General features: G+C 64.7%; 10 protein-coding genes. 9 read left to right on the plus strand and 1 reads right to left on the minus strand.

Annotation, left to right across the window (positions count from 1 at the left end):
• Nucleotide 1 precedes the first annotated feature (1 nt).
• The 8 genes from NKI79_RS19075 (at nucleotide 2) to NKI79_RS19110 (ending at nucleotide 10,402) form a co-directional block, all read left to right on the plus strand.
• Entirely contained in the window at nucleotides 2-976 is a 975-nt protein-coding gene (locus tag NKI79_RS19075) for an ABC transporter permease (protein WP_352480003.1), read from the plus strand.
• Nucleotides 977-978: 2 nt separating this feature from the next.
• Nucleotides 979-1,926, plus strand: coding sequence for an ABC transporter permease (locus tag NKI79_RS19080; RefSeq protein WP_352803421.1), 948 nt, complete (start codon nucleotides 979-981; stop codon nucleotides 1,924-1,926).
• A 120-nt stretch (nucleotides 1,927-2,046) separates the two neighbouring features.
• The gene (locus tag NKI79_RS19085; protein WP_352803424.1) at nucleotides 2,047-4,110 is read left to right on the plus strand and encodes a 3-hydroxyacyl-CoA dehydrogenase NAD-binding domain-containing protein; all 2,064 of its coding nucleotides are present in this window, start codon (nucleotides 2,047-2,049) and stop codon (nucleotides 4,108-4,110) included.
• A gap of 193 nt (nucleotides 4,111-4,303) precedes the next feature.
• Nucleotides 4,304-5,509 carry a 3-oxoadipyl-CoA thiolase gene (gene pcaF / locus NKI79_RS19090; RefSeq protein WP_352803427.1) on the plus strand — a complete coding sequence of 402 codons (1,206 nt, stop codon included), beginning with the start codon at nucleotides 4,304-4,306 and terminating at the stop codon, nucleotides 5,507-5,509.
• Nucleotides 5,510-5,678: 169 nt separating this feature from the next.
• A complete protein-coding gene (locus NKI79_RS19095; protein WP_352803428.1) occupies nucleotides 5,679-6,710 on the plus strand; it encodes a BMP family protein in 1,032 nt (343 codons plus the stop codon).
• A gap of 211 nt (nucleotides 6,711-6,921) precedes the next feature.
• On the plus strand, nucleotides 6,922-8,406 hold the full coding sequence (locus NKI79_RS19100; RefSeq protein ID WP_502909828.1) for an ABC transporter ATP-binding protein: 1,485 nt from the start codon (nucleotides 6,922-6,924) through the stop codon (nucleotides 8,404-8,406).
• Entirely contained in the window at nucleotides 8,406-9,461 is a 1,056-nt protein-coding gene (locus NKI79_RS19105) for an ABC transporter permease (RefSeq protein ID WP_352803431.1), read from the plus strand. The genes NKI79_RS19100 and NKI79_RS19105 overlap by 1 nt, the downstream gene beginning before the upstream one ends.
• Complete coding sequence (locus NKI79_RS19110; protein WP_352480009.1) at nucleotides 9,458-10,402, plus strand: ABC transporter permease; 945 nt, start codon at nucleotides 9,458-9,460, stop codon at nucleotides 10,400-10,402. The genes NKI79_RS19105 and NKI79_RS19110 overlap by 4 nt, the downstream gene beginning before the upstream one ends.
• A 14-nt stretch (nucleotides 10,403-10,416) precedes the next feature.
• On the opposite strand, the gene NKI79_RS19115 is transcribed toward NKI79_RS19110, so the two are convergent.
• A complete protein-coding gene (locus NKI79_RS19115) occupies nucleotides 10,417-11,184 on the minus strand; it encodes an SDR family NAD(P)-dependent oxidoreductase (RefSeq protein ID WP_352480010.1) in 768 nt (255 codons plus the stop codon).
• Nucleotides 11,185-11,739: 555 nt separating this feature from the next.
• Between NKI79_RS19115 and NKI79_RS19120 the strand changes: the two genes are divergently transcribed.
• Nucleotides 11,740-12,687 carry an LLM class flavin-dependent oxidoreductase gene (locus tag NKI79_RS19120; RefSeq protein ID WP_352803434.1) on the plus strand — a complete coding sequence of 316 codons (948 nt, stop codon included), beginning with the start codon at nucleotides 11,740-11,742 and terminating at the stop codon, nucleotides 12,685-12,687.
• The last annotated feature ends 29 nt before the right edge of the window (nucleotides 12,688-12,716 follow it).

Below are 12,716 nucleotides of genomic sequence, written 5' to 3' on the forward strand. Positions count from 1 at the left end.
GATGACAGCGGCATCTGTCGAGAATGGGCTAAGATCTTCGGCTCGCGCCACGAGGCGGGCGCGTATGCTGCGCAGCCTGCTGCCGGCACTGTCGCTGGCGCTGGTGCTCATCGCCATCGCCTGGCTCAACCCGCGCGCCATCAGCTATTTCGGCTTCAGCCTGATGCTCAATCTGGCGATCCCGATCGCACTGGCGACGATCGCCCAGATGTTCGTCATCGCCGGCAATGAGCTCGATCTGTCGATCGGCACCTTTGTCGGCTTCGTAGGCTGTGTCACGGCGACGTGGCTGAAGGACGCGCCGCTGCTCGGCGTCGTCATCCTGCTCGGGTCGATCGGCGTCTACGCGCTGCTCGGCGCGCTGATCCATCTGCGCAACCTGCCCTCTATCGTGGTGACGCTCGGCATGAGTTTTGTCTGGCAGGGCATGGCCATCCTCATCCTGCCCAAGCCCGGCGGCAAGGCGCCGGACTGGCTGCTGGCGCTGATGGCCTTCAAGCCACCCTTCATTCCGTTCCCGATCATCGCGGCATTGCTGATCGCGGCCGTCGTCCACTTTGGCCTGATGCGCACCTCCTATGGCGTCATCCTGCGTGGATCGGGCGGCAATTCAGCCGCACTCAAGCGCGCCGGCTGGTCGCTGCTGCGCACCAAGATCGCGCTGTTTGCGCTGACCGGTCTGTTCGGCGTTTTGTCCGGCATGGCGCTGATCGGCATCACCACCTCGGCCGATGCCAATATCGGCAATGGCTACACGCTGCTTTCGATCGCCGGTGTCATCCTCGGCGGCGGCGAGTTCGTCGGCGGCCGGGTGTCGCCGATCGGCGCCGTCATCGGCGCGCTGACGCTGGCTCTGGCCGCATCGCCGCTCTTGACCTTCATGCACATTCCGCCCGACTGGCAGGTCGCCGCCAATGGCGCCATCCTGATCATCGTGCTGGCAGCGCGGGTGCTGATCAGCCGCAGGGAGAGGTGAGCATGGCTTCGCTGCGGACCCTGCTCGCCAGACCCTGGATCTGGTCATTCTTCGGGGCGCTGCTGGTGTGGCTGGCGACCATCGCCTTCACCGGCGGCTATGGCGGCGGCGGCATGATCACGGCGGCGCTGTCGCTCGCCGTCTTCACCGTCATCGTCGGCGTCGGCCAGATGTTCGTCATCACGCTCGGACCGGGCAATGTCGACCTGTCGCTGCCGGCCAACATCGGCCTTGCCAGCGCCGTCGCCATGAAGGTCATGGACGGCAATGATGCGATGATCGCGGTCGGGCTGCTGGCCGCGCTTGCCTGCGGCATGGCGATCGGCGCCGTCAACTACCTTCTGATATGGGCGCTGCGCATTCCGCCGATCATCGCGACGCTGTCGGCCAGCTTCGTCATCCAGTCGGTCGATATCAGCTATGGGCGGGGCCTGCAGATCAAGCCGCCGCCGGGCTTTGCCGACTTCACCAACTGGCAGGTGTTCGGCATGCCGGTGCTGGCGATCCTCACCGTGCTGTTCACCATCGGCGCCGGCATCGTTTTGCAGCGCATGATCTACGGACGCTCGGTGCTGGCGATCGGCCAGAACATCCGCGCCGCCTGGCTGGCCGGCGTCAATGTCGGCCGCACCCGCTTCCTCACCTACACGCTGTCGGGCGCGCTCGGCGGCCTCGACGGCGCACTGCTCGCCGGCTATTTCCGCGGCGCCAATGTCGATATCGGCAATGAGTATCTGCTGGCCTCGATCGCGGTCGTCGTCATCGGCGGCACGTCGGTGGCTGGCGGCAAGGCCAATGTGCCGGGGGTCTGGGGCGCGGCGCTGTTTCTCGTGCTGCTGTTGACCATGCTCAACACATTCGGCGTCAGCGTCGGCGTCCGCCTGGTGCTGACAGGGCTGATCATCGTCGGCGTCATCACCGCCGCCGGTGGGCAGAAGGCGCTGCGCTAAGGCAAGGCACCCGGCGGCGAGGGGATAACGATCCGGCCCGCAAAACACGTGGTTCCCATCCGCATGCCAGCGCTGTAAATCCCGTCGCGCTATTGGCCAACATCGTTGTATGAGGTTTGCGTGTCCGATTTCGTCAGCACCACAAGGCATGGCAAAGTCGCGGTGGTGATCATCGACAATCCGCCGGTCAACGCGCTGAGCTTCCATGTGCGCGAGCCGTTGATGCGGGCGCTCGTTTCCCTGCGGGACGAGCCGTCGGTCGGAGCAATCGTGATCGCCTGCGCCGGGCGGACCTTCGTCGCCGGCGCCGATATCACCGAATTCGGCAGACCGGCGCAGCAGCCGGAATTGCGCGCTATTGTCGCCGTGCTGGAAACTATCACCAAGCCGACGGTCGCAGCCATTCACGGCACTGCGCTCGGCGGCGGCCTGGAACTGGCGCTCGGCTGCCATTTCCGTGTTGCCGACCGAACGGCAAGGCTCGGCCTGCCGGAAGTCAAGCTTGGCCTGCTGCCGGGCGGCGGCGGCACGGTTCGTCTGCCGCGCCTGGTTGGTCCGCTAAAGGCACTCAGCATGATCGTTTCGGGAACGCCGATCGGTGCTGCCGAGGCGCTCGCCGACGGCCTGGTGGATGCCGTCTTCGATGGCGACCTGATCGCGAAAGCGGTGAGTTTCGCCAGCGAAACGGCCGCGAAAGGCGGTCCGTTCACGCCCGTGCGCGACCGCAATGATCGCCTTGACCAGGCCGACTTGCCGGCTTTCGACAAGCAGGCGGCAGCGTTTTCCAAAAAAGCACGCGGCCTCGAGGCGCCGATCGCCTGTGCGCAGTCGGTCCGCAACGCCCTGACGCTGCCCTTCGACGAAGCGCTGGTGGCGGAGCGCGACCTGTTCCTCAAGCTTGTCGCCGGTGACCAGTCACGCGCGCAGCGGCATCTGTTCTTCGCTGAACGTGAGGCGGCAAAGATTACCGGCAAGGATGTCGTCAGGCGCAAGATCGCCCGGGTCGGCGTCATCGGCGCCGGCACCATGGGCGGCGGCATCGCCATGGCGTTCGCCAATGGCGGTCTTCCCGTGACCTTGCTGGAGACGACGCAGGAAGCATTGCAACGCGGACTGACGACGATCGACAAGAATTATGCCGTTTCCGTTATCCGCGGATCGCTGAGCGAAGACGCCAAGCGCGAGCGGCTGGATTTGTTCAGGGGCAGCACCGACTATGCCGACCTCGCCGATTGCGACCTGATCGTCGAGGCCGTATTCGAGGAGATGGCGGTCAAGAAGGATGTCTTCGGCAGGCTCGATGCGGTGGCCAAACCGGGCGCGATCCTCGCCACCAACACCTCCTATCTCGACGTCAACGAGATCGCCGGTTCGACGTCGCGGCCGCAAGATCTCCTCGGCATGCATTTCTTTTCGCCGGCTAACGTCATGAAGCTTTTGGAAATCGTCCGCACCGACAAGACTTCGCCCGACGTGCTGGCGACCATCGTCGATCTGGCACGGCGGATCGGCAAGGTGCCGGTCGTCGTTGGCGTCTGCCACGGCTTCGTCGGCAACCGCATGCTGGCGGCGCGGGGTTCGGAACTGGAGACGCTTCTGCTGGAAGGCGCAATGCCGCGCCAGGTCGACCAGGCGTTCACCGATTTCGGCTGGCCGATGGGGCCGTTCGAGATGAGCGATCTCGCCGGCCTCGACATAGGCTGGCGCAACCGCAAGGCGCGCGGCCGGACGGCCGTGATCGCCGATGCGTTGTGCGAACAGGGACATTTCGGCCAGAAGACCGGCAGCGGCTTCTATCGTTATGAGAACGGTTCGCGCACGCCGCTGCCCGATCCCGAGGTCGAGACGCTGATCCGCAACAAGGCTGCCGAACGCGGCATCGCACCGCGGCCAATCGGCGCCGAGGAGATCATCGAGCGGACGCTCTATCCGATGATCAACGAGGGCGCCAGAATCCTCGAGGAAAAGATTGCCGCCCGCGCGTCCGATATCGACCTTGTCTGGGTCAACGGCTACGGCTTCCCGGTCGGCAAGGGCGGGCCGATGTTCTGGGCGAGCCTCGAAGGCGTGGACAAAATCATCCAGCGGCTGCATCACTGGCACGAGCAGACCGGCAAGGACGTCTTTCGAGTGGCACCTCTGCTTAGGCAAATGGCCGAAACCGGTTCCTGGGACGGCGGCTAGTATCAACGCCGGCCAGGCGCTGGTGATCGACGGCGGTGAAAGCATCGGCTGATCCGCCGCTCCGGCGGGCGGCAGCTGAAATTGTCTTTGGCCGAACGGCCGGCGGCAAGATGTGCTTTCGTCTCAAGGAAAATGCGGCCAACATGGCTGGGCCGGGAGCAGAAATCATCAGCGCAAACGGGATGGCTGCATAATGGCCGAGGCCTATATCTGCGACTACATCCGCACGCCGATCGGCCGCTTCGGCGGTTCGCTGTCAACGGTGCGTGCCGACGACCTCGGCGCGATACCTCTGAAGGCGCTGGTCGAGCGCAACCCCGGCATCGACTGGGCCGCCGTCGACGACGTCGTCTATGGCTGCGCCAACCAGGCCGGTGAGGACAACCGCAATGTGGCGAGGATGTCCCTGCTGCTGGCCGGCCTGCCCAAGGAGGTTCCCGGCTCGACCGTCAATCGCCTCTGCGGTTCGGGCATGGATGCGGTGATGATTGCTGCCCGCGCCATCAAAGCCGGCGAGGCGGAGCTGATAGTATCAGGCGGCGTCGAATCGATGAGCCGTGCTCCGTTTGTCATGCCGAAGGCCGAGAGCGCCTTTTCGCGCAATGCCGAGATTTATGACACCACGATCGGCTGGCGCTTCATCAATCCGCTGATGAAGAAGCAATACGGCGTCGATTCGATGCCGGAGACCGGCGAGAACGTGGCGGAAGAGTTCGCTGTCTCTCGCGCAGACCAGGATGCGTTTGCCGCGCGCAGCCAGGACAAGGCCGTAGCCGCGCAAGCCAATGGTCGTCTGGCGAAGGAAATCACGCCGGTGACGATCGCGCAGCGCAAGGGCGATCCGGTCGTTGTCGACAGAGATGAGCATCCGCGCGGGGGCACGTCGATCGACTCGTTAGCCAAGTTGCCGACGCCGTTCCGGCAAGGCGGCACCGTCACCGCCGGCAATGCGTCGGGCGTTAACGATGGTGCCGCAGCGCTGATCGTCGCCTCGGAAACGGCCGTGAAAAGATACGGGTTGACGCCGATCGCCCGCATTCTCGGCGGTGCCACCGCCGGCGTGGCGCCGCGCATCATGGGCATTGGCCCGGTGCCGGCCACGCAAAAGCTATGCGCCCGGCTCGGCCTGCGGCCGCGACAATTCGATGTCATCGAGCTCAACGAGGCCTTCGCCTCGCAAGGCATCGCCGTGCTGCGCCAACTCGGCATTGCCGAGGATGCGGAGCACGTCAACCCGAATGGCGGCGCCATCGCGCTCGGCCATCCGCTCGGCATGTCCGGGGCGCGCATCACGGGCACGGCTGCGCTGGAGCTTCGCGAACGCGGCGGCCGCTACGGCCTCGCGACCATGTGCATCGGGGTCGGCCAGGGGATCGCGGTGGCGCTCGAGAGATTGTGAGCAAGCAGCTCCGGTCGTTCTAAAGGTGCGATTACACGAACGTTTACAGCAGTTCCGTCCGGCCAAATTTGACCATGTGGACAAAAGCCGGGCACCGTTCCATAGTTCCTTCGCCGATATTCCAGAGAAGAGAGCCGGCTCGACACGGCGCCAATCAGAGGGGCATGCAATGCACAACGGGAAGAGCAGAATCCAATCGAAACGCGAAGGGCTTTCGCGACGCAACGTGCTGGAGCTGGGCGCGCTCGGCCTGGCGGCGGCGATGCTGCCGGGCAGCGCCTTTGCCAAGACCAAGAAGCTGAAAGTGGCGGCGATCTTCGCCACGCCGATCGAGGAGCCGTGGGACAACCAGATCCATGTCGCCCTGCAGAAGGCCGAGAAGGAACTCGGCATCGAATACAAATGGTCGGAGAAGGTGCAGACCGCCGATTTCAGCCGTGTCATGCGCGAATATGCGCAGGGCGGCTATGAGCTGGTGCTGGGCGATGCCTTCGCCGCCGAGCGCGAATCGCGCAGGACCGCCAAGCAATTCCCGAAGACCGCCTTCCTGTTCGGCTCCGGCGCCGGGCCGGCCGAGCCGAATTTCGGGGTTTTCGACAACTGGATCCACGAGCCGGCCTATCTGTCCGGCATGATTGCCGGAAAAATGTCGAAATCGGGCACGATCGGCGCCGTCGCGGCGATGGGCATTCCGGAAGTGAACCGGCTGGTCAACGCCTTCTTTGCCGGTGCCAAGGAGGTCAATCCCAACATCAAGAAGAAGGTCGCCTTCATCGGCTCGTTCTTCGATCCGCCGAAGGCAAAGGAAGCTGCTGTCGCCCAGATCGACGCCGGCGTCGACGTCATCTATGCCGAGCGCTTTGGCGTCATCGAAGCGGCGGTCGAGAAAAAGATCCTCGCTATCTCCAACATGTCGGACCAATCGAGCCTCGGCCCCGACACGGTGATCACCGGGCCGGTCTGGGACATGCATCCGACGGTCGAGCAGGCAATCAAGCTGGTCAAGGCCGGCGTCTTTACGGCGCAGGATTACGGTGATTTCTCGCGCATGGCCAAGGGCGGCTCCTACCTCGCGCCCTATCACAAGTTCGACAAGACGCTGCCGGCCGAGGTCAAGGACTTGGTCGAAAAGAAGAAGGCCGAAATCCTCGACGGCAATTTCCGTGTCGATGTCGATGAGAATACGCCGGTCTCGGACTGAGCGGCGCATCCCTCCCCTCGAGGGGAGGGTGGCCCGCAGGGCCGGGTGGGGTTCTCGGCGACGCGCTCCATCTTTTTCGGTCTAAACGTCGAGGCGGTTGAGACGACCCCTCCCGCCTCGCTTCGCTCGGCACCCTCCCCTCAAGGGGGAGGGATATCGGCGTCAACGCCACCAGGATCCCGCCTTGTCAACGCCTGCCCCTCTCATCGAAATGCGCGGCATCTCCAAGAGCTTTGGCGCCGTCAAGGCGAACGAAGCCGTCGATCTCAGCGTCGCGCCGGGTGAAATCCTCGGGCTGCTTGGCGAAAACGGTGCCGGCAAGACGACGCTGATGAATGTGCTGTTCGGTGCCTATGCGCCCGATGCCGGCGAGATCCTGGTGCAGGGCCGGCCGCTGGCGATCAACAGCTCGGCCGATGCGCTGGCCGCTGGCATCGGCATGGTGCACCAGCATTTTCATCTCGCGCCGCGGCTTTCGGTGCTGGAGAACCTCTTGATCGGCATTCCCGGCAGATCGGGCCGGATCGACCGCGCCGGCGGGCTGGCGCGGCTCGCCGAGATCGGCCGCCAGCACGGGCTGACGCTCGACCCGGACCTCCCCGTCTCGGCGCTGTCGGTCGGCGAGCAACAGCGGCTCGAAATCGTCAAGGCGCTGTTTCGCGGCGCAAGGCTGCTGATCCTCGACGAGCCGACGGCGGTGCTGGCGCCGACAGAGGTCGACGGACTGTTTTCGGCGCTTCGCTCGATGGCGGCACAAGGGCTCGGCATCATCTTCATTTCGCACAAGCTCAACGAGGTGCGGGCGCTGACGCATCGCTGCGTCGTGCTCAGGCATGGGCGCGTTGCCGGTCGCGTCGATGCGCCGGCCAGCACGACGTCTTCGGAGATGGCGCGGCTGATGTGCGGCCACGAGATCGTGCCTCCGGCCAGAGGACCGTCGATGCCCGGTGCGGCCGTGCTCACCCTCGACGATATCTCGACATCGCATCATTCCGGCATGGCGCTGCGCGATGTTTCGCTGTCGGTTCGTGGCGGCGAGATCCTTGGCATCGCCGGCGTCTCCGGCAATGGCCAGCGCGTGCTTGCCGAGGTCATCTCCGGCGTGCGTGCGCCTGATGCCGGGAAGATGACCATAGCCGACAAAGCGGTTTCGCGGTTCTCGCCGAGCACAGTCCAGGCGCTCGGCCTCGGCCGCATCCCGGAAGACCGCATGACGACAGGGCTGGTCACCAATCTGCCGCTTGCCGATTCCATGGTGCTGCCGCGCATCGGCACGGCGGCGTTCAGCCGCAACGGCCTGCTCAAGCCGGATGCGATCCGCGCCTTCGCCGAGGCGCAGATCAAGGCCTACGACATACGCTGCCCCGGCCCGATGACGCGCGCCGGGGCGCTTTCCGGCGGCAATCTGCAAAAGGCGCTTCTGGCGCGCGAACTCGCCTTTGATCCGAAGGTGCTGATCGTTTCGCAGCCGACTCGCGGCCTCGACATCGGCGCCGCGCGCTTCATCCACGAAAAATTCCTCGACATGCGCGCCAAGGGCTGCGGCATCATCGTCATTGGCGAGGACCTGGAAGAGTTGCTGATGCTCTCGGATCGTATCGCGGTGATGTATGAGGGCCGCATCGTCGGCACGCTCGACAGTGCCGACGCCAGCGTCGCCAGACTCGGGTTGATGATGACCGGAGCGGAGGCGTGATGTTCCGTCTCGAGGCCCGCACCTCAACGCCCGCCTGGTTCAATCTGGCTCTGCCGCTGCTCGCCATCGGGGCGACGCTGATCTTGTGCAGCAGCCTCATCGCACTGGCTGGCGCCGGCGTCGTCGAGGCTTATAGCGTGATGTTTTCGGCGTCGCTGGGTGACAGCTACGCCGTCACCGAAACGCTGGTGCGTGCCACCCCGATGATCTTCACAGGGCTTGCTGTGGCGGTCGCCTTCCGCGCCAAATTCTGGAACATCGGCGCCGAAGGGCAATTGCTCGCCGGTGCGGTGGCGAGCTGTGCCGTCGGCGCCGTCCCGATGCCGGGGCCGCTCGCCATGCTGCTGATGGCGCTGGCGGGTGGGGCCGCCGGCGCTGCCGTCGCGCTGATCCCCGCGACGCTACGGGTGAAATTCAGGGTCGATGACGTGGTCAGCTCGCTGCTGCTCAATTCGGTCATTTTCTACGCACTGATGGCGCTGATCGAGGGGCCATGGAAGGACAGTTTCAGCGGCTACCCGATCTCGCCGCCGATCGAGGATTCAGCGAATTTCCCGGTACTCATCGAAGGCACGCGGCTGCATCTCGGCGTCGTCGCGGCGCTGGTCGCGGCACCCCTGATCTGGTTCGTGGTCGCGCGTACAACGCTCGGCTTTCGCATCAGGGTCACCGGCGAGAACCCGGAAGCCGCGCGCTATGGCGGCATCAATGTCGAGCGGGTGCTGATTTCGACGGCGCTGCTGTCCGGCGCATTGGCCGGCCTTGCAGGCGTCGGCGAGGTCGGCGGCGTGCATTTCCAGGTGATGAGCGACATCTCGCCGGGCTATGGCTATTCCGGCATCGTCGTCGCCATGCTGGCGAGGCTCAATCCGCTCGGCGTGGTGCCGGCGGCGATCTTCCTTGCCGCCGTCATGACCGGCGCCGAGGCGATGTCGCGGGCGACCGGCGTTCCGGCCTTCCTCAGCGAAGTCATCCAGGGAACTGCGCTGCTCGCCATGCTGGTGGCGCTGCTGTTCACCGCCTATCGCATCCGCCGCGTCGGAGCCGCCAGATGAGCGTGGTGCTGGAACAGATCTTCCAGGTCGGTTTCCTGGCCGCGATCATCCGCATCGCCACGCCGCTTGCCTTCGCAACGCTGGGCGAAATGTTTTCCGAGCGCGCCGGTGTGCTCAATCTCGGCATCGAAGGCATCATGCTTTTGTCGGCAATGACCGGCTTCACCGCGGCGAGCCTCAGCGGCAGCCTGTGGCTCGGCGTGCTTGCGGCGGTGCTGACCGGGGCGCTGATGGGTGCCGTGCATGCGCTGTTCACGGTAGCGCTCGGCCTCAGCCAGCATGTCTGCGGCATCGGCGTGACGCTGTTCTCGTCGGGCCTTGCCTATTTCCTCTACCGGCTGATCTTCGGCCAGCAATCGGTGCCACCGAACATCAAGGGGTTCGAGACGCTGCCGATCCCAATCCTGTCCGACGTACCGGTGCTTGGGCCGGCGGTGTTCAACCAGTTTTCGCTGGTCTACATGGCGATGCTGTCTATTCCCCTGGCCGCCTTCGTGCTCTACCGCACGCCATGGGGCCTGTCTGTTCGCATGGTCGGTGAAAACCCGCGGGCCGCCGATTCGGCCGGCGTCAGCGTCATCGCAACGCGCTTCCAGGCGGTGATCCTCGGCGGTGCCTTGATGGGGCTCGCAGGCGCCTTCCTGTCGATGGCGCAGTTCAACGCGTTCACCTTCGGCGTCGTTTCGGGGCGTGGCTGGGTGGCGATCGCGCTCGTCGTCTTCGGCCGCTGGGACCCTTGGCGCACGGCAGGCGCGGCATTGCTGTTTGCCTTCGTCGACGCCTTGCAGTTGCGCATGCAGGCGAGCGGGCTTGGCCATATCCCCTACGAGGCGTTCCTGATGCTGCCGTTCATCTTCACCATCGTCGCTATGGCGGTGATGTCGCGCAATGCGGTGGCGCCCTCGGCGCTGCTCAAGCCGTTCCGGCGCGAAGAGCGGTAACGGCGCTTCGCCTTTCACATCGCGGTGAAGCCGTTGTCGACGAACAGATGCGCGCCGTTGACGAAGCTGGCCTCGTCGCTGGCCAGGAACAGGGCTGCCTTCGCCACCTCTTCCGGCTCGCCGATCCGCCCCTGCTGCGCCGCCATTGCCGCGTCGGAGACATCGATGCCGAGTTTGTCGAGATCGGCGACCTCGCGCAGGCCATGCGGTGTCCTGATGAAGCCTGGACAGACCGCATTGCAGCGGATGTTGCGGTCGCGGAACTCGATGGCGATGGCACGCGCGAACATATGGCAGGCGCCCTTGGTGGTATCGTAGAGCACCTCCATCGGCGTCGCCGCCACCGCCGAGATCGACGAGGTGCAGACGATGGAACCGCCGCCGGCGGCGATCATGCCGGGTAGCACGGCGCGCGTCATCAGGAACATCGAGCGCACATTTACGGCATGCAGCCATTCCCATTCCTGCAGCGTGGTCTCCAGGAAGGGTTTTATGACGATGGTGCCGGCGTGATTGAACAGAACCGTGACCCGGCCGAATTGTTCCATCACGCCCTTCACCGCCGCTTCGACCTGCGCCTCGTCCGATACGTCGGCGACCCAGTGCTCGGCGACATGGCCGCGTTGCCTGATTGCCGCTGCGGTAGCGGCGGCAGCTTCGCCGTTGCGGTCGATGATCGCCACCTTGGCGCCCTCGGCCGCGAAAAGCTCCGAGGCCGCACCGCCCATGCCCGTCGCGCCACCCGAAATGATGGCGACCTTGCCGGCCAGTCTTGTGCCCATGGTTTTGCTCCCTGCTGCCTTGCCGTGACGTCGCGGCTTTCCACTGAGGCAGCGATGCTATCCCTCATCCAATGGCTGGCCAAGGAGCCACAGACACGTGGACCTGCCATTTTCTACCGTCACCCCGCCTGCCTCAAAAGGCAGCGCGCTAAGCAGTAAAAGCACTAATTTGTCCGCCGTTTGGAGAAAATTGTTCTAAGGATCGCGCGAAAATAGCACTCGACAAAGTCTACTGATTTTATAGATTAAGCGTCGAGACGGAGGTCGATATGTCCTATAGCCAGAACACTCAGACTGCTCGCAGAGGTCAAAGGCTGGGTTCCGACCAGGTATGGCGGCCGGCCTACGCCGGCGCTTTCGCCTATCTCGTCTTTGCCCTTGCGTTTGTATTCACCGGGGCAGTGGTCCTCGGGCTGATTCCCTGACTATTGAGGCCTTGATCGTCGAGGCTTCCTCGGGATAGCGGCCTGCCGTTTGCAGAAATTCCGGAGTTGATGAACTGAATGCCGGTGCGCTTCTGCGCGCCCTGATTCCAACGTGATGGAGGAGATGGCAATGCCGATCGAGTTCACGCATGTTCCCGGTAAGATCCACGCTGCCGACGCCAGCTTTTTCTATGACTTTGTCGAGACCGCGACGAAACTGTCACTGATCGAGGATGCCGGATTCCAGAGGATCGTCATCGACGACCAAGCCGGCCTGCTGACCAATATGGACCTTGCCGCCCAGACGCTGGACCGTACCTCCTCCCTGGAGGTCGTGCTCACGCATTGGGCGGGCGTGATCGAACCAATCGTGGCGGCGCGGCAGCTCGCCGCCCTCGACGCGAGAAGCGGTGGCCGGCTGTCGCTCAGGATGCTCAGCGAGCCGTTCGGCGACGACGATGCCGAGGCACGTCCAGCCGGCCATACGGTGGTCTGGCAACGCATCGACGAATATCTAGTGCTGCTGAAGCGGTTGTGGTCGAACGACAGACCGTTCGACCATGAAGGCGCTTTCTACAGCATCAAAGGCGGCTATGTGCCGCGCAAGGGGCCGCATGGCGCCGACGTAAACATCCGCATGGGCGCACGGTCCGGCACGGCGCTCAGGGTCGCGGGCAGGCATGCGGACGTGTTCGAGCTGGCGCCGGGCCCGCTTGCAGAAATCCGTCAGTCTATGGAGCGTGTACGCAGCGCCGCCGCCGAACACGGCCGGGCCGGCAAGCTGCGTTTCGCGCTTCCCGTCCAAATCCGTTCGGAAGACAAACCGGCCACTTCCTGCCAGAAGGCGGTCGAACTGGCCGGGCCGCCGGCGCAGGTCGCGCTGTCGCTGCTTTCCTACGTCGCTTTGGGGATCAAGGAGTTCATGATCGTCGGCGTCGACAGGCCACGCGAGATTGCGACGGCCGGCCGCGAGGCGATCGCACTGCTGCGCAATTCGCTGGCACGGCGCGAGGCCGATATCCCTCAGCCGGGGGCGTTTGCGTCACGCGCGACACAGGGCGCGAGAGCCGGCTGCTGAAGAGCCGCCGTCGTCACGCACCTCGCTGA

This window comes from Mesorhizobium sp. M0340, from assembly GCF_040321535.1.
Lineage (GTDB): Bacteria > Pseudomonadota > Alphaproteobacteria > Rhizobiales > Rhizobiaceae > Mesorhizobium.